This window comes from Streptomyces sp. Edi2, assembly GCF_040253635.1.
Taxonomy (GTDB): domain Bacteria; phylum Actinomycetota; class Actinomycetes; order Streptomycetales; family Streptomycetaceae; genus Streptomyces.
Map to the genome: position 1 here is coordinate 7,664,058 of NZ_JBEJGX010000003.1, position 16,772 is coordinate 7,680,829.

14 protein-coding genes and 1 pseudogene are annotated in these 16,772 nt (G+C 72.8%); 9 read left to right on the forward strand and 6 right to left on the reverse strand.

Annotation, left to right across the window (positions count from 1 at the left end; all coding sequences use genetic code 11):
* Nucleotides 1-25: 25 nt before the first annotated feature.
* From ABR737_RS36915 to ABR737_RS36950, 8 genes and pseudogenes are all read left to right on the forward strand, one after another.
* Nucleotides 26-3,328: a tetratricopeptide repeat protein gene (locus tag ABR737_RS36915; RefSeq protein WP_350255522.1), complete on the forward strand. Its 3,303-nt coding sequence runs from the start codon at nt 26-28 to the stop codon at nt 3,326-3,328.
* A gap of 319 nt (nt 3,329-3,647) precedes the next feature.
* A pseudogene (locus tag ABR737_RS36920) lies at nt 3,648-4,286 on the forward strand (gamma-glutamyltransferase); the annotation flags it as partial.
* Nucleotides 4,287-4,587: 301 nt separating this feature from the next.
* Complete coding sequence (locus ABR737_RS36925; RefSeq protein WP_350255523.1) at nt 4,588-5,514, forward strand: inositol monophosphatase family protein; 927 nt, start codon at nt 4,588-4,590, stop codon at nt 5,512-5,514.
* Nucleotides 5,515-5,563: 49 nt separating this feature from the next.
* Nucleotides 5,564-6,976, forward strand: a complete 1,413-nt coding sequence (locus ABR737_RS36930) for a phytoene desaturase family protein (protein ID WP_350255524.1) — start codon at nt 5,564-5,566, stop codon at nt 6,974-6,976.
* 50 nt (nt 6,977-7,026) lie between these two features.
* On the forward strand, nt 7,027-7,539 hold the full coding sequence (locus tag ABR737_RS36935; protein WP_350255525.1) for an O-acetyl-ADP-ribose deacetylase: 513 nt from the start codon (nt 7,027-7,029) through the stop codon (nt 7,537-7,539).
* Nucleotides 7,540-7,593: 54 nt separating this feature from the next.
* A complete protein-coding gene (locus ABR737_RS36940; protein WP_350255526.1) occupies nt 7,594-8,907 on the forward strand; it encodes a diacylglycerol/lipid kinase family protein in 1,314 nt (437 codons plus the stop codon).
* Nucleotides 8,908-9,104: 197 nt separating this feature from the next.
* Nucleotides 9,105-10,577, forward strand: a complete 1,473-nt coding sequence (locus tag ABR737_RS36945; RefSeq protein WP_350255527.1) for an AlkA N-terminal domain-containing protein — start codon at nt 9,105-9,107, stop codon at nt 10,575-10,577.
* 10 nt (nt 10,578-10,587) lie between these two features.
* Nucleotides 10,588-11,133, forward strand: a complete 546-nt coding sequence (locus tag ABR737_RS36950; RefSeq protein WP_350255528.1) for a methylated-DNA--[protein]-cysteine S-methyltransferase — start codon at nt 10,588-10,590, stop codon at nt 11,131-11,133.
* A gap of 51 nt (nt 11,134-11,184) precedes the next feature.
* Here the strand turns inward: ABR737_RS36950 and ABR737_RS36955 are convergent, their stop codons facing one another.
* The 3 genes from ABR737_RS36955 to ABR737_RS36965 all read right to left on the reverse strand — a co-directional run bounded on the left by ABR737_RS36955 (nt 11,185) and on the right by ABR737_RS36965 (nt 14,253).
* On the reverse strand, nt 11,185-12,444 hold the full coding sequence (locus ABR737_RS36955; protein WP_350255529.1) for a GDSL-type esterase/lipase family protein: 1,260 nt from the start codon (nt 12,442-12,444) through the stop codon (nt 11,185-11,187).
* Nucleotides 12,445-12,634: 190 nt separating this feature from the next.
* Complete coding sequence (locus ABR737_RS36960) at nt 12,635-13,204, reverse strand: TetR/AcrR family transcriptional regulator (RefSeq protein WP_350255530.1); 570 nt, start codon at nt 13,202-13,204, stop codon at nt 12,635-12,637.
* Between the two features lie 290 nt (nt 13,205-13,494).
* The gene (locus ABR737_RS36965; protein ID WP_350255531.1) at nt 13,495-14,253 is read right to left on the reverse strand and encodes an enoyl-CoA hydratase; all 759 of its coding nucleotides are present in this window, start codon (nt 14,251-14,253) and stop codon (nt 13,495-13,497) included.
* 37 nt (nt 14,254-14,290) lie between these two features.
* Between ABR737_RS36965 and ABR737_RS36970 the strand changes: the two genes are divergently transcribed.
* The gene (locus ABR737_RS36970) at nt 14,291-14,821 is read left to right on the forward strand and encodes a DinB family protein (RefSeq protein ID WP_350255532.1); all 531 of its coding nucleotides are present in this window, start codon (nt 14,291-14,293) and stop codon (nt 14,819-14,821) included.
* 76 nt (nt 14,822-14,897) lie between these two features.
* On the opposite strand, the gene ABR737_RS36975 is transcribed toward ABR737_RS36970, so the two are convergent.
* From ABR737_RS36975 to ABR737_RS36985, 3 genes are all read right to left on the reverse strand, one after another.
* The gene (locus tag ABR737_RS36975) at nt 14,898-15,074 is read right to left on the reverse strand and encodes a hypothetical protein (RefSeq protein WP_350255533.1); all 177 of its coding nucleotides are present in this window, start codon (nt 15,072-15,074) and stop codon (nt 14,898-14,900) included.
* A gap of 245 nt (nt 15,075-15,319) precedes the next feature.
* On the reverse strand, nt 15,320-16,141 hold the full coding sequence (locus tag ABR737_RS36980) for a nucleotidyltransferase domain-containing protein (protein ID WP_350255534.1): 822 nt from the start codon (nt 16,139-16,141) through the stop codon (nt 15,320-15,322).
* Between the two features lie 43 nt (nt 16,142-16,184).
* Complete coding sequence (locus ABR737_RS36985; RefSeq protein WP_350255535.1) at nt 16,185-16,694, reverse strand: NUDIX domain-containing protein; 510 nt, start codon at nt 16,692-16,694, stop codon at nt 16,185-16,187.
* Nucleotides 16,695-16,772: the final 78 nt, after the last annotated feature.

A 16,772-nucleotide genomic window follows, 5' to 3' on the forward strand; every position in this document is an offset into this window, starting at 1 on the left:
ATTGTCGGCAGGGCTTGGGGGTCGGGTGGAGCGGGCGCGTCTGGTGGGGTTGTCCCGGTCGGGGTACCCGGGTTCGGGGTATGCGGTGGGCGGGCGGCTGGTACTGACCTCCGCTCACGTTGCGGCCCCCAGCGGTGAGCGGGTGGAGGTGTTCCGCCCCGGCGGGGACAGCGCGCTGGGCGGGGTGGTGGTGTGGTGCGGGACGCCGGGCGGGCGTGATGACGCCGCACTGGTCCTCGTGGATGACGACACGCGCTGGCGGGCGCCGGTGGGCGCGGTGCGCTGGGGACGCATGGTGACGGACCGCCCCGGCACGGGATGTGAGACCTGGGGTGTACCAGATGTGGCCCAGCGCTCGGGGGACGATCCGGCGGCCGGTCCGGTGGTGGAGGCCACCCAGTTGGAGGGGTGGGTGAATCCGGGCAGCGGATTCGCCGGGAACCAGTATGTGATGGACCTGCTCCAGCACCCTCCGCAGTGGTCGCTTCCCGGTACCTCGCCGTGGGGCGGCCTGTCGGGGGCCGCGATGTTCTGCGATCGTTTGCTGGCCGGCGTGGTGGCCTCCGACCGTGCGCACTCCGCCCACGGGCAGCTGAACGTCGTGCCCGCGTACGTCCTGCACCACGACCCCGCGTTCCGCGCCGCGCTGGCCGAACACGGCGCCGCCCCAGCCGGCCTGGAGGGCGTGGAATTCCAGGACCTGGCCGACCCGGCGGGCACCGCACCGCCGGGTGGCCTCAGGTCACCGGCGGCCCTGCTGCAGGCCGGGCGACAGACGGTTCCCTTCCACGGCCGCGAGGATCTGCTGGAACGCCTGCGGGCGTGGTGCGTATCGGGCGGGTTTGGGGCCTGGCTGCTGCACGGGGCCGGCGGCCAGGGCAAGACCCGTCTCGCCCACCACCTCGCCCGGTTGTTGGCGGCCGACCGGTGGGCCGTCCTGTGGCCGAGGGCCGACGCCACCGCCGCCGAACTACGAGAAGTGCGGCACGCCTCCAAGCCCCTCCTGATCGTGCTCGACTACGCCGAGAACCGTACCGCGCAGCTCACCGCGCTCACCGAGGCCGCCGCGGATCACCCGAGCACCACCGCACTGAAAATCCTGCTGCTGGCCCGCACCGACGGCGACTGGTGGACTCGGGCAAAGACCGCCACCAGCCTTGCCCAGGACTACCTCGACACCGCCCCCGCCCACCTGCTGCCCCCGCTGGAAGCAGACCCGGCTCACCGGCCCGAGTCCTACCGGGACGCCGCCCGCGCCCTGGCCGCCGCACTGCCCGATGTCCACGGCCTGGCCATGCACGACTGGCAGGCGGCAGCAGCCACGCTGCCCCTGCCACGGCTGGAGCAGGACGGATACGGCAACGCCCTGACCCTCCACATGACCGCCCTGGCCGATCTCCTCGACACCACCACGGCCGTATCGGCCGGCCCAGGCTCGGATGGTGCGGCGGGTCAGGAGACATGGGAGGTGGAGGACCGGCTGCTGGGCCACGAACACCGCTACTGGCACCGCAGCGCTACCGCCCGCGGCCTCACACCCCAGCTGTCCCCGGGCACGCTGGAAGAGGCGCTGGCCGCCGCCCACCTGACCGGCGCCGCCGACCGCCGCCAGGCCGACCACACCTGGCGCCGCCTGCCGTCCCTGGCCGACCAGACCCGTGACCGCCGCAACGCGGTTACCGCCTGGATCGGCGACCTCTACCCGGCCACCACCCCGAACCGGCCGTGGGGCGCGCTACAGCCCGACCGCCTCGCCGAACGTCACATCGGACGCGCCCTGGACACCGACCCCGACCTCGCGGACCAACTTCTGGACGGCGCCGACGACGCCCAGAAGGAACAACTGCTGACGGTCTACAGCCGCGTCGCCGCCCACCGGGTATTCGGCCACCGCCTCGACACCCACCTGACCAACCTGTGCCTACGCCACCACTCGCGGCTCACCGACCAGATCATCACCACAGCAGTCCAAAGCGGCCACCCCGCCCCTCTCATCGCCGCCCTCGACACCCTCACCACCGTCCCCACCACCACCCCCGACGACCTCGACGGACTCCTCGCTCGGTTCCCCCGCTCCAGCCGACGCCTCGCCGGCACCGCCGTCCGCCTCGCCCGAACCATCACCGGCCACCATCGGGCGCTCGCGCAGGCGGACCCGGGCGCCTACCTGCCCACCCTCGCTATGGTCCTCAACGACCTCTCCGTCCGATTGGTTGAGGTGGGGCGGCGAGAGGAAGCCCTGGCCGCGATCCAGGAAGCCGCCGGCCACTACCGCACGCTGGCGCAGGCGACCCCGGACGCCTACCTGCCCGACCTCGCCACTTCCCTCAACAACCTCTCCAACCTGCTGGGTGAGGTGGGGCGGCGGGAGGAAGCCCTGGGCGCGATCCAGGAAGCCATCCACATCCGCCGCACGCTCGCCGAGGCGGACCCGGACGACCACCATCCCGACCTCGCCATGTCCCTGGGCAATCTTTCCCTGCGGTTGGGTGAGGTGGGGCGGCGGGAGGAAGCCCTGGCCGCGGCCCAGGAAGCCGCCGGCCACTACCACGTGCTGGCTCAGGCGAACCCGGCCCACCTGCCCAACTTCGCCATGTCCCTCAACAACCTCTCCCACCTGCTGGGTGAGGTGGGGCGGCGGGAGGAAGCCCTGCCCGCCGCCCAGGAAGCCATCCGCATCCACCGCACGCTCGCCGAGGTAAATCCGGACGCCTACCTGCCCGACCTCGCCATGTCCCTCAACAATCTGTCCAATCGGTTGGGTGGGGTGGGGCGGCGGAGCGAGGCTCTGGCCGCGATCCAGGAAGCCGCCGGCCACTACCGCACGCTGGCGCAGGCGACCCCGGACGCCTACCTGCCCGACCTCGCCACTTCCCTCAACAACCTCTCCAACCTGCTGGGTGGGGTGGGGCGGCGGAGCGAGGCTCTGGCCGCGATCCAGGAAGCCATCCGCATCCGCCGCACGCTCTCCCAGGCAAATCCGGACGCCTACCTGCCCAACCTCGCCATGTCCCTCAACAATCTCTCCGTCCGATTGGCGAAGACGGAGCGGCGGGAGGAAGCCCTGCCCGCGGCCCAGGAAGCCGCCGGCCACTACCGCACGCTCGCCGAGGCGAATCCGGACGCCTACCTGCCCAACCTCGCCATGTCCCTCAACAACCTGTCCAATCGGTTGGGTGAGGTGGGGCGGCGGAGCGAGGCTCTGGCCGCGATCCAGGAAGCCATCCGCATCCGCCGCACGCTCGCCGAGGCGTCCCCCCAGCGGTTCGAGTCCGACTTGCGGCAGTCCATGGAGGTCGCAACACGGCTCGAAGACCTTCCGCAGTAGCCCCCCAATCGGCAGCAGCACCTGGCTGAACGAGAGAGGCGTCCAGCCGATTGCTGACTGTGTACGCCACCGGCCATTGCTCATTGGTAGAAGCGGCCGCCGACCCCTCCTCATCCGACATGTTCCAGGGCGTGACGCCGCCTCCACGGCTATCGCCCCTTGGAATCCCCTCCTGTCGGTTTCTACTGGCGACCGTAGGCCGCCGCCAGTTCGGCGGGCACGGACGAACCTGGGTCCGCCCGCGTACCGTTATGGACGCTTCACCCGTGAGTTGGGCTTCGAGCGCCCTTCGGAAAAGGTGAGCCCACGACCTTTCGGCATGGCCTCCAGCATGCACTGGCTGGCGTCCCAGTCCGCGATGGCCGTCCTGGAGGACGGCGGCAACGCCTGTGACGCGGCGGTGGCCGCCGGGTTCGTGCTGCATGTGGTCGGGCCGCATCTGAACGGTCCGGCCGGCGAGGTGCCGATCATCCTGGCGCCCGCAGGCGGGCCCGTGCAGGTGCTGTGCGGACAGGGCCCGGCGCCGGCCGGTGCGAGCGTGGCGCACTACACCTCGCCGGGCCTCGGCCTGGTGCCCGGTACCGGGCCGCTGGCCGCCGCGGTCCCCGGCGCGTTCGACGCCTGGATGCTGCTGCTGTGCGACCACGGCAGCAAGTCCCTGGCCGAGGTGCTGCGATACGCCATCGGCTACGCCGAGCACGGCCATCCTGCCGTGGAGCGGATCGGTGAGACCGTCGAGACGGTCCGGGCGCTCTTCGAGACGGAGTGGATCTCCTCCGCGGAGATCTACCTCCCGGGCGGCCGCTCCGTGGCTCCTGGCGGGCTGCTCAGGAACCGGCCGTCGGCGGCCATGTGGCGCCGGCTGCTCGCGGAGGCACAGGCCGCGTCGGCGGGCCGCGAGGCGCAGGTGATCGACGGGCTGCGCCGGCGTGGGCACCTCGTCACGGTGGGTGAGGCCTGGTCCGAGGGGCGGCTGTGCGCGGTGGCGCGGGACCCGGAGACCGGGGTGCTGTCCGCGGCGGCGAATCCGCGGGGGATGCAGTGGTACGCGGTCGGGCGCTGAGGGGCTGGGGCACCTGGCGGTCCGGTCTCCCGGCGGTCCGGCTTCCCGGCGGTCCGGCCTTCGGGCGTCCCGGCCTCCCGGCGGTCCGGCCCCCTGCCCTCCCCGAGCGGCCCGGCCCCCGGCCGTGCCCGCCGTGGCATCCGGAGTTCACCTGGAGTCCAGCCGTCGTGTCAGTGGCTCGTGGTTCGATGGACACATGATCGAAGCAATTCGTACCCATCATTCGGGAGAGACCGCGATTACCCCGACTGCCACCACCCCGCCCGCCGCGGCCCCGGCCACCGACCGCCCGGAGCCGTCGCTCGACCTGTCGGCGCTGGACCTGGCCGCCGTCGAGGCCGCCGTCCGCCGTGCCGCGGCCGACGAGATCATGCCCCGCTTCCGGCAGCTCGCCGCCGAGGACATCGTCGAGAAGAACGGCCCGCACGACCTCGTCACGGTCGCCGACCGGCTCGCCGAGGAGCACCTCACCGCCTCCCTCACGGCCCTGCTGCCCGGCTCCCTGGTGGTCGGCGAGGAGGCGGTGCACGCCGACCCGAGTGTGCTCGACGCGCTGCACGGCGACGCCCCCGTCTGGATCGTCGACCCGGTCGACGGCACCCGCCAGTTCGTCCACGGCGACCCCGGTTTCGCCACGCTCGTCGCGCTCGCCCACCGGGGCGAGGTGCTGGCCTCCTGGACGTACGCCCCCGCGCTCGGCCTGATGGCCGTCGCCCGCCGCGGCGCCGGCGCCCGGCTGAACGGCATACCGATCCAGGCCGGCAGCCCGGCGTCCGGCACGGTCCTCGACGTCGCCACGTCCCACTTCGACTTCACCACCGACGAGGAGAAGCGGGTGCTCGCCACCCTGGAGACCGGCGGCATCGCCCCGCGCCCCTGTGGCTCGGCGGGCCTGGAGTATCTGCACGTTGCCCGTGGCGAGATCGACGCCACGGCCTTCAGCTGGGAAAATGCCTGGGATCACGCGGCCGGGCTGCTGCTGGTCCATGAGGCGGGCGGCGCGAGCGGCACGGTCGCCGGGCAGCCGTTCCGTATCGAGGGCGGCAATGCGCTGCCCTTCACCGCGGCGCGGGACACCGCAACGGCGCGGCGTATCCTCGGACTGCTGGCAGCCGCCAACTGACCCTCACCGACGAGGGTCGGACTTGAGGGGAGTGGCGCAGGTGCCGAGGATGCTCGATGCCGTGGTGATCGGGGCGGGGCCCAACGGCCTGACGGCGGCGGTCGAACTCGCCCGCCGCGGTATGTCCGTGGAGGTCTTCGAAGCCCGCGACACCATCGGCGGCGGCGCCCGCACCGAGGAGCTGACCCTCCCCGGCTTCCGCCACGACCCCTGCTCGGCGGTGCACCCCACCGGCGCCGGCTCGCCCGCTTTCCGCACCATGCCGCTCGACCGCCACGGCCTCGAATGGCTGCACGCCGACCTCCCCATGGCGCACCCCTTCCCGGACGGCACGGCCGCCGTGCTCGGCCACTCCGTCGGCGAGACCGCCATGTCCTTCGGACCGCGCGACGCCGGCACCTACCGCAGGCTCGTCGAGCCCTTCACCGGCAAGTGGGAGGCGATGGCCCATGACTTCCTGCGTACGCAGTGGCTGGGCCTGCCGCAGGACCCGCTGACCTACGCCCGCTTCGGCCTGGTCGCCGCGCAGCCGGTCACTCTCCTGAGCCGCCGCTTCCAGGACGAGAAGGCCCGCGCCCTGATGGCCGGGCTCGCGGCGCACGCCAACGCCCCGCTCGGCGGCTTCGGGACCTCCGGCATGGCCCTGATGTTCGCGCTCGCCGCACACGCCAAGGGCTGGCCGGTGGCACGCGGCGGCTCCCAGGCCATCTCCGACGCGCTCGCCGGTCTGCTGCGCGCCCACGGCGGCGTGGTGCACACCGACTTCGAGGTCAAGCGCCTCGACGACCTGCCGCCGGCCCGTGCCTATGTCTTCGACACCTCACCGACCGCCCTCGCCCGGATCGCGGGCCTGGGCAACGCCTACCGCGACGTGAAGTACGGCCCCAGCGTCTTCAAGGTCGACTACGCCCTCTCGGGCCCGGTGCCGTGGACGGCCGAGGAGGCCCACCGCGCCGGCACCGTCCACATCGGCCCCACCAGCGGCGAGATCTCCGCGGCGCTGAACGCCGCCACCGAGGGCCGGGCGCCCTCCGTCCCCTTCCTGATCACCGCTCAGCCCAGCATCGTCGACCCCACCCGCGCCCCCGAGGGCAAGCACACCTTCTGGGCGTACGGCCATGTCCCGAACGGCTGGGAAGGCGACGCCACCGAGGTCGTCGAGCGGCAGATCGAGCGCTTCGCCCCCGGCTTCCGCGACCTCGTCCTGGCCCGCGCGGTCGCCGGGCCGCCCCAACTCGCCGCCCGCAACGCCAATTACGTCGGCGGCGACACCGCCACCGGCTCGGCGGCCGGCCTGCGGCTGCTGATCCGCCCCAAGCTCGCCCGCGTCCCCTACGAAACCGCCCACCCCGCCGTCTTCCTCTGCTCCCAGGCCACCCCGCCCGGCCCCGGAGTCCACGGCATGTCCGGCCACTACGCCGCCAAGGCCGTCTGGCGCCGCCTGCGCGCGCACCACCGCTGAACCCGAATCCAGGTGGCCGCTCGTCCGGGCTCTCTCTACGCTCGGACACCATGAGCACTTCCCTCACCTTCGTCCAGGGCGACATCACCGAACAGGCCGTGGACGCCGTGGTCAACGCCGCCAACTCCTCGCTGCTCGGCGGCGGGGGAGTCGACGGCGCGATCCACCGGCGCGGCGGCCCGGAGATCCTGGCCGATTGCCGTGCGCTGCGCGCCTCCCACTACGGCCGTGGCCTGCCCACCGGTCAGGCGGTCGCCACCACCGCCGGCCGGCTGCCCGCCCGCTGGGTCATTCACACCGTCGGCCCCGTCCACTCCGAGAGCGAGGACCGAAGCGAACTGCTCGCCTCCTGCTATCGCGAGGCGCTGCGGGTGGCCGACGAGCTGGGCGCGCGGACCGTCGCCCTTCCGGCCATCTCCACCGGCGTCTACCGCTGGCCCGTGGACGATGCCGCCCGTATCGCCGTCGAGACGGTGCGGGGCGCGGACACCGCCGTCGAAGAGGTGCGCTTCGTCCTCTTCGACGACCGCGCGTATGCGGCGTTCGCCGCGCAGGGCGGCTGACCGCGGACCGTACGGGCCGACCGGCGGCACAGGCGCGAAGGGAGGTGGGAGGCCATGGACGGACGCTGGCCCGCCCGCCTGTCACTGGCGGCGGGGACGGTGGCGGTGCTGGTCCTGCTGCTGTTCGCCGGGCTGCGGAGCGTCGTCCTGGTGGGCGCGGGCGCGGCCGGTCTGGCCGTCACCGCGGCCGGCGTGTGGTGGGTGCTCGCGCACCGGGGTGTGGTGCGGGCGCTGGCTCTCGTCCTGGTCGTGGCGGCGCCGCTCGCCGTCCTCGTGCTCTATGTCGCGGCCGGGCTGCTCTGGGTGGTGCTGGTCTCGCTCGGGCTGTGGGCGCTGGCCGTCTCCGCGGGCCGGGCCGCGCTGGTGGGGGAGACCGGCCCGGCGGCCCCGTGGGAGTCGCAGGCCGCCCGCCCCGCCCGCCCCTTCCTGATCATGAATCCGCGCTCGGGCGGCGGGAAGGTCGGGAAGTTCCAGCTGGTGCACAAGGCCGAGGAACTGGGCGCCGAGGTCGTGGTGCTGGATCCCGCGCACCCGCAGGACGTGGCCGCCCTGGCCCGCCGCGCCGTCGACGAGGGCGCGGACCTGCTCGGCGTGGCCGGCGGTGACGGTACCCAGGCGCTGGTCGCGGGTGTGGCGGCGAAGCACGGTATCCCGTTCCTGGTGATCTCCGCGGGGACCCGCAATCACTTCGCCCTGGACCTCGGCCTCGACCGCGAGGACCCCTCGACCTGCCTGGAGGCCCTGACCGACGGCGTCGAGCTGCGGGTCGACCTCGGCTATGTCGGCGACCGCGTCTTCGTCAACAACGCCTCCTTCGGTGCCTACGCCGCGGTGGTGCAGAGCCCGGCGTACCGCGACGACAAGGCCCGTACGATCCTCGACCTGCTGCCCGACCTGCTGACCCGGCACAGCGGCCCGCGGCTGGCCGTCCGCGCCGGCACCACGGCCCTCGACGGGCCGCAGGCCGTACTGGTGAGCAACAATCCCTACCGCATGGGGGACCCGGCCGGGCTGGGCCGCCGGGAGCGGCTGGACTCCGGCCTCCTGGGCGTGCTGGGCGTGCACGTCGACAACGCGGCGCAGGCCGCCTGGATGCTGCGCGGACGCCGCGGTCCCGGGCTGACCTCGTTCACCGCCCCGGAAGTGGTCATCGACGCCGATGCGTCCGCCGTCCAGGCGGGCGTCGACGGCGAGGCCCTGACCCTGCCCACACCGGTCCGTTGCCGGATCGCACCCGGCGCCCTGCGCGTACGGGTGCCCCGCCACCGCCCCGGGGTGCCGCACAGTGCACCGGCGATGAACTGGCGGCGGGTACGTCAGCTGGCCGCGCGGATGGGGCGGGCGGCACGGGGGCGTGCTGCCGGCTGAGCGCGGTCCGCCCGGCCCTGGGTGACGGGCGGCCTGCGCCGTTCCTGGCGGGCGGGTCGGCGGCCTGCGTGATCCGTGGCCGTCCGGCTGACCTGCGTGATCCCTGGCGGCCAGGTGACCTGCGCAGCCCCAGGTAGCCCCACGTTGATGTCGGATTCTCGCCAGCCGGATGGTCCCGACTGAGCAATCCTGAGGTCATGCACACCGACACCGAGCGTTGTCTGCGCGCCGTGCAGTCCAAGGATGCCCGCTTCGACGGCTGGTTCTACACCGCCGTCCTCACGACCCGTATCTACTGCCGCCCCAGCTGCCCCGTGGTGCCGCCCAAGCCGGAGAACATGCGCTTCTACCCGAGCGCGGCCGCCGCCCAGCAGGCCGGTTTCCGGGCCTGTAAGCGGTGCCGCCCGGACGCCAGCCCGGGCTCTCCCGAGTGGAACGCCCGCGCCGACCTCGTCGCCCGCGCCATGCGGCTGATCGCCGACGGCATTGTCGACCGTGAGGGGGTTCCCGGGCTCGCGGCCCGGCTCGGCTACAGCACCCGGCAGACGGAGCGCCAACTGCTGGCGGAGCTGGGCGCCGGGCCGCTCGCCCTGGCCCGTGCCCAGCGTGCGCAGACGGCCCGTCTCCTGGTGGAGACCACGGCACTGCCGATGACCGACATCGCCTTCGCCGCCGGTTTCGCCAGCATCCGCACCTTCAACGAGACGGTACGGGAGGTCTTCGCGCTGTCCCCGACGGAGCTGCGGCAGCGCGCCAGGCCGGGGCCCCGTGCGGCGGTGCCCGGCGCGCTCGCGCTGCGGCTGCCCTTCCGGCAGCCGCTGAACCCCGACAACCTCTTCGGGCACCTCGCCGCCACCGCGGTCCCCGGCGTCGAGGAGTGGCGGAACGGCGCCTACCGCCGGACCCTGAACCTCCCCTACGGGCACGGCATCGTCGCCCTCGCACCCCGCCCCGACCACATCGACTGCCGTCTGTCGCTCACCGATCTGCGCGATCTGGCGGGTGCCATCGCCCGCTGCCGCCGGATGCTCGACCTCGACGCGGACCCGGAGGCCGTCGACGGGCTGCTCCGCGAGGACCCGCTGCTGGCGCCGCTCGTCGGCAAGGCGCCGGGACGAAGGGTCCCGCGGACGGTCGACGCCGAGGAATTCGCGGTCCGCGCCGTCCTCGGCCAGCAGGTGTCCACCGCGGCGGCCCGCACCCACGCCGGACGGCTGGTCCGTGCGCACGGCGAACGTGTCGACGACCCGGACGGCGGCCTCAGCCACCTCTTCCCGACGTCCGCCGCGCTCGCCGAGCTGGACCCGGACGCGCTGGCGATGCCCCGCACCCGCCGCGCCACCCTGACCGGCGTCATCGCCGCCCTCGGCTCCGGCGCGCTCCAACTGGGCGTCGGCAGCGACCGCGACGAGGCCCGCGACCGGCTCGCGGCGCTGCCGGGGATCGGCCCCTGGACCGTCGAATGCATCGCCATGCGCGCGCTCGGCGACCCGGACGCCTTCACACCGACCGACCTCGGGCTGCGCCGTGCGGCCGCCGGGCTCGGCCTGCCGCACAGCCCGGCCGCCCTGACCCGGCACTCCGCGCGCTGGCGCCCCTGGCGCGCCTACGCCGTCCAGTACCTCTGGGCGACCGACGACCACCCCATCAACCACCTTCCGACGAACTGAGGCCGCAGTCATGACGGTTCACCCACCCGCGCCCGACGCGCCCCGCACCCACACCGTCCTGGACGGCACCCCCGTGGGGCCGCTCACCCTGGTCGCCGCCGGTGAAGCCCTCACCGGTCTGTACATGACGGACCAGCGCCACCGCCCGCCCCAGGAGACCTTCGGCGCTCCTGCGGACCCCGACGACCCGCCGTTCGCCGTGGCCATCGCCCAGCTCCGGGCCTATTTCCGCGGTGAGTTGACCACCTTCGACCTGCCGCTCGCCCTGCGCGGCACGCCCTTCCAGCGCCGGGTCTGGGCGGCGCTGGCCACCATCCCGTATGGCGAGACCCTTTCGTACGGGCAGCTCGCCGAACGGCTCGGCGTCCCGACGGCGGCCCGCGCGGTCGGTCTGGCCAATGGGCGCAACCCGGTCGGCATCATCGTCCCCTGCCATCGCGTCGTCGGCGCCAACGGCAGTCTCACCGGCTACGGGGGCGGCCTCGACCGCAAGCGCCGCCTGCTCGCCTTCGAGCGGACGGCGGACGGCCTGTTCCCGGCGGAGGCGTGCGGATGACGGAGCACCGGGGGACCGTTCGTCGCTCATGGGTGGCGAGCGGCCCCGGTGTCATGCGCCGCGGCCGGTGAAGTCGCGATCCGTGAGGCTGTGATCGGTGAAGTCGCGGTCCGTGAGGCTGTGTTGCGTGAGGCTGTGGCCGGCGAAGGGGCCGTCGGCCCGGAAGGCCAGCTGGGTGAAGCGTTCACCGATGCGGCGGTGGGTGGCGGCATCCGGGTGGAGCTGGTCGGGCAGCGGCAGTTCGGCGGAGTCGGCCTCGCCGTAGAGGTCACGGCCGTCGAGGTAGTACAGGTTCGGGTCCTCGGCCGCGCGCTGCTGCACGATCCGGGAAAGCTCGTCCCGGATGACGCCCAGGGTCAGTTTGCCGTGGGCGCGCTCCGCGGGGTCGCCGGTGGCCCGGAACCGCAGTTGCCCGGCGCTGAGGGCGCTGAAGTCGGGGGCGCTGGGGCCGGGGGTGTCCTCGTGGATGGGGCACAGGAGGGGTGAGACGACCAGCAGCGGGATGGCGGGGTGGCCTTCGCGGATGGTGTCGAGGAAGCCGTGGACGGCAGGGACGAAGGCCCGCAGGCGCATCAGATCGGCGTTCACCACATTGATGCCGATCTTGACGCTGATGAGGTCGGCGGGGGTGTCCCGCAGGGCGCGGGCGGTGAACGGATCGAGCAGGGCGCTGCCGCCCATGCCCAGATTGATCAGTTCCACGCCGGCGAGGGTGGCGGCGAGGGCGGGCCACGTACTGGTCGGGGTCGCGGCGTCGGAGCCGTGACTGATCGAACTGCCGTGGTGCAGCCACACTTTGCGGCCCCGGTCCGGCGCAGGCTCGACGGGGGCGTCGGTGCGCAGGGCGACGAGTTCGGTGGTCTCGTTGTGCGGCAGCCAGATCTCTATGTCCTTGACGCCGTCGGGCAGGCCGGAGAAGCGGAGCGTGCCGACCGGTCCTGGCTGCTGCTCGGCGGTGCCGGCGGCCATGTCGATGGTCAGGGTGTTGCCGCCGCCCACGGCGGCCCGGCCGGCCAGGCGGCCGTCGACCAGCAGGTCGTACACGCCGTCCGGGCGGGGCGGGGCACCCACGTAGACCCGCTTGGTGGGCAGCGCGTCCAGCTCGATGGCGGTGGCCCGGGTCCGGAAGACCAGCCGTACGCCGGAGGGCTGGGATTCCGCCATGGCGAGCTGCCCGTCCATGTACTGCGCGCGGGCCCGGGCGGGCAGCCGGTGCGGCAGCACCCCGTGTGCGGTGTGCTCCAGGTCGAGAGCTCCGCGCAGGAGGACCGCGGTGAGGGGCGTGGTGATCCAGTGGTGTTCGGTGTTCATCGGTCCAGCCTTGTGATCAAGATGCCGAAGCGTGCGCTCAGATGCGCTGACGGCCTTGCGGGCAGACGGGCAGAGGGACAGACGGGCAGACGGGCAGACAGGCTGACAGGGGCTTGCGGGCTGACGCGGCTTGCGGGATGCCGGGCCCACGCGCTGATGCGGTGACAGGTTGACGCGGTGACAGCGGGCCTCAGGGCACGGGCCAGTTCCGCAGGAGGGCGTCGAGGCGGTCCAGGATCCACGACCAGGTCTCCTGCGAGTCGGGAGCGCTGTGGCTGAAGCCGCCGGCCGTCTCCAGGCTGATGTAGCCGTGGAAGACGCTGCCCAGGAGCCGGACGGCGTGCGTCTGGTCCGGCTCCGTCAGGTCGTAGCCGCGCAGGATGGCCCGTGTCATCTGCGCATGTCTGGGCCCCGCGCTCGCCGCCGCCGTCTCCGGATCGAGCCGGAGACGCGCCGCGGTGTAGCGGCCGGGGTGCTCCCGGGCGTAGTCGCGGTAGACGTCGGCGAAGGCGGCCAGGGCGTCCTTGCCGGCTCGTCCGGCCAGGGCGGCGGCGACCCGGTCGGCCAGTTCCTCCAGTGCGAGCAGGGCGATCCTGGTCTTGAGGTCCTGGGAACTCTTCAGGTGCGAATACAGACTCGCGGCCTTGACGTCGAACTGCCTCGCCAGCGCCGAAACGGTCACCTGCTCAAAGCCGACCGCATCCGCCAGTTCCGCCCCCGCCTGGACCAGGCGTTCCGTGGTCAGTCCTGCGCGCGCCATGGCCTCCCCTTCAAGTAGCTAAAGCAATTATGCATCTGCCTATAGGGTGTAGGCAAACGCGTAGGTAGATGCCCTTGCCGTTCGTGGTCCCGCCGCCCGGCCCGCCGGGACCACGTCGGCCACACCGGGCGGCACGCACCGGCACCGGCACGGCCGCGAGGCACCGGCACCGGCACCGGCACCGGTGCGGGTACGGGTGCGGGTACGGGTGCGGAGTGCGAGTTCAGGTGCAGCCAGGCGAACGGCACCGGCAGCCCCGCCGACGGACTGTCACGGAAGATCGTGGCCGGCTAGCGCTTGAGGAAGTCCTCCATGTAGCGGCCGAATTCCTCGCTGCCCACGGACGACGCCTGCGCCCACGACTCGAAGTCGAGCGACGTGGGGAAGTCGGACGTGGCAGCGATCCGCACCGACCGCTTGATGTCGGCGTTGAGGGCCTTGCTGCGCTTCGCGTACCGCGCGGCCAACTCCGTGGCCCTGGCCTCGGGATCCTCGGCCAGCAGATTGGCCAGGCCCAGCCGTACGGCGTCCTCGGCCTTGATGATGTCGCCCGAGAGCAGCGCCGCGGTGGCGTGGGCGGGACCCATGCGTTCGGTCAGCAGGAAGGAACAACCACCCCCGGGATGCAGGCCGATTTCGGCAAACGTCGGCCCGAAAGCGGCGCGCGGACCGGCGATGACGATGTCGCAGGCAAGGGCGATATTGAGCCCGGCGCCCACGGCCGCGCCCTGGACGGCGGCGACTGTGGGGATCGTGAGTTCACGAAGGCCGAGGAACGAGGCGTAGACCGATTTCAGGTGTGCGCGGAGCTCGTGCACCGGCCTGGTGACGTCGCCGAACATGCTCTCCAGGTTCGCTCCCGCGCAGAAGGCCGGGCCGGCACCGGCGACGATCAGGGCACGGGCGTCGGCGTCCGCTTTGACCGTGGCGATGGCGGTTGCGAGGTCGCCGAGCAGGTCGAGGTCGAGGGCGTTGCGGCGTTCGGGCGCGTTGAGGCGGAGGGTGCGGAGCGGGCCGTCACTTTCGAGCAGGACGAGGTCTGAGTTCATGGCGCTCAGACTAAAACGGTGCCTTAAGGTCCTCGTCATGGTGCACAAAATCGAACACGCGGAAGAACCTCCGGTGACGCTCACCAGCCCGTACGAGCTCCTGACCGGCTACCTCGACTTCTACCGGGACGCCGTGCTGCGCAAGGTGCAGGGAATGTCCGACGCAGAGCTGAGAAACAGCCGACTCCCCTCCGGCTGGGCACCGCTGGGCTTGCTCAAGCACCTGGCCTGTGTGGAACTACGCTGGCTGCAATGGGGGTTCATCGGTGAGGATGTCGAAAATCCCTGGGGTGAATTTCAGGAGAGACCCGGTCCGTGGCACGTGGACTCCGGCGAATCCTTCGAGGACGTCAAGGAGTTCTTCCAGGAGCAGTGCGCCCGGTCCCGCGCCATTGTCGCTGCGGCACGCCTGGAGGACCAGGCTGCCACCCTCGGCGGACACGTTCCGGCCGAGGAAGACCGGCCAACCCTGATCTGGATCCTCTTCCATCTGCTGCAGGAGTACGCACGACACGTGGGGCACCTCGACGTCGCACGGGAATTGGCGGACGGAGCCGTTGGCGAATAGGCCGCCGGAAGTGCCCCCGCGAACTCCGGACCGACCGGGAGCGTCCTTTGCCCGATCCGGAGTTCGCGGGGCCGGGTCAGCCCATATTGGCCAGGCTCAGGTCGGCGACCACGCACAGGCCGCCGACCTGAGCCACCAGCACACCGGCCGATACCGCCAGCGCCCCGCCTGCTTTCCACCAGCGTCGTGCCACGACGTACGCAACGCAGGAGACGACCAGGACGAACATGCAGAGCATCACTGCGAGGGTCATGCTGCTCCCAGGGGTCGGGGCCGGCGAGCAGCCGGCGCGAGAAGATCTGCCCGGTCCACGCCACTCCGGGCCGGGTGCCGCCCTCGAAGAGGAGGCGCAACGGCCTCCGGTTGCCTTACGCGCCGATGCCCGCTGCTGCGGCAGCGCGGTAGCGGGTCGGGCGGTGCCGGGGCGTGCCCTGCCGAGCCGCGCCGGGCCGCCTCCGGCATCAGCCCCCGCCCACGTCGGCCCGTCAGCCACGTCGACTACGCCGAGTCAGCCACGCCGACCACGCCCCGCACCTCGTCCACCAGCTCCGCCGCGGTCTCCAACGAGCGCTTCAACTCCCTTCCCCCGTGCCCGATGCCGCCGAGCAGGGAAGTGGCCCGGGCAGCGAAGCCGTGCGGTGTCTCCGGCATCGCCGAGGCCGCCGCCAGCGCGCCCTTCTCGTTGAGACACCAGAGGCGGTGATGGGCGTGCAGCGCCTGGACGAGGTAGCCGATGGCCCGGGACAGACACAGGGCCGCATGCAGCACGTCCTCGGCCGCGGCCGACTTGCCCGCCATCGTCACCGAGAACCCCGCGTCCCAGACCCCGTCCCGGGTCAGGGCCGTGCGCAGGGCCTCGGGATAGGTCCGGGTCTCCTGCCGGAGGCGGTCCAGTTCCCCGTCGGCATCGGCGAGCACCCGGCCCAGCGCCACCTCGCCCGGGTAGGCGGGGGACCAGAAGCCGAGGGGGTGACCGGCCTGGACCCCGATCTCGAAGCGGCCCTTGCGGCACTCCTCCCACACCTGCCGCACCCGGTCGACATCCCGCAGGATCCAGTCCACCTGCCTCCCGTCGGGCAGCACGAGCCAGGCCCCGCCGTTGACCCACGCGCCCCAGGCCCCCGGCCCGTACACCTCGACGGGCCCACCGGCCACCTCGGCGGCCAGCGACTCCAGCGCCGCCAGATCCGGCTCGCCCCGGTAGTAGACGCCCAGATCCCAGTCGGAGTCCGGCCGGTGGGTGCCCCGTGCCCGGCTTCCCCCGAGCATCACCCCGACAACTCCCGGCACCTGCGCGACCTTCGCGGCAATCTCATCCATCCCGCCACGCTAGACGAGGCGTCACGGCCGCTGCCCGCATTATTTACGGCGTACCCTCAGCCCCGGCCGGCAGTACGCCGTCCTCCAGTTCCGCCGGTCCGCCGCCGTCCGCGAGGGCCTTCAGGGCGGCGCCGAGGCGCAGGGCCGTCCCGCGGTTGACCAGGGTCTGGGCCTCGTCCCAGTGCACCATGCGCCAGGACAGCAGCTCGTCCTCCTGGACACGGATCGCGGACAGCTGCGCGGCGTCCAGCACTCCGCCGTCGTAGAGGTAGAACACCAGCGGCGGCCGGTCCGTGCCGCGTACCCAGTCGACGGCGAGCAGCGGGCCCGGCTTGATGTCCAGGCCGATCTCCTCGGCCGTCTCACGGCGGGCGGCCTGCCGCGGCGACTCGCCACGGTCCGACTCGACGGTGCCGCCCGGCAGGATCCAGGTGTCGCGGTAATTGGGCTCCACGAGCAGGAGACGGCCCTCCGCGTCGCGGAAGATGACGCCCGCGCCCGCGAGCACGCGGGGCAGGCCGGCGAGGTAGGTGGCGTAGTCCATGGTGGTCACGGCGCGAGCCTAGACGGAACGGGCCCGGGTCCTGGGGCGGTCCCGCCGATCTTCGCGGCGCACCCCGGGGGCGCTCGG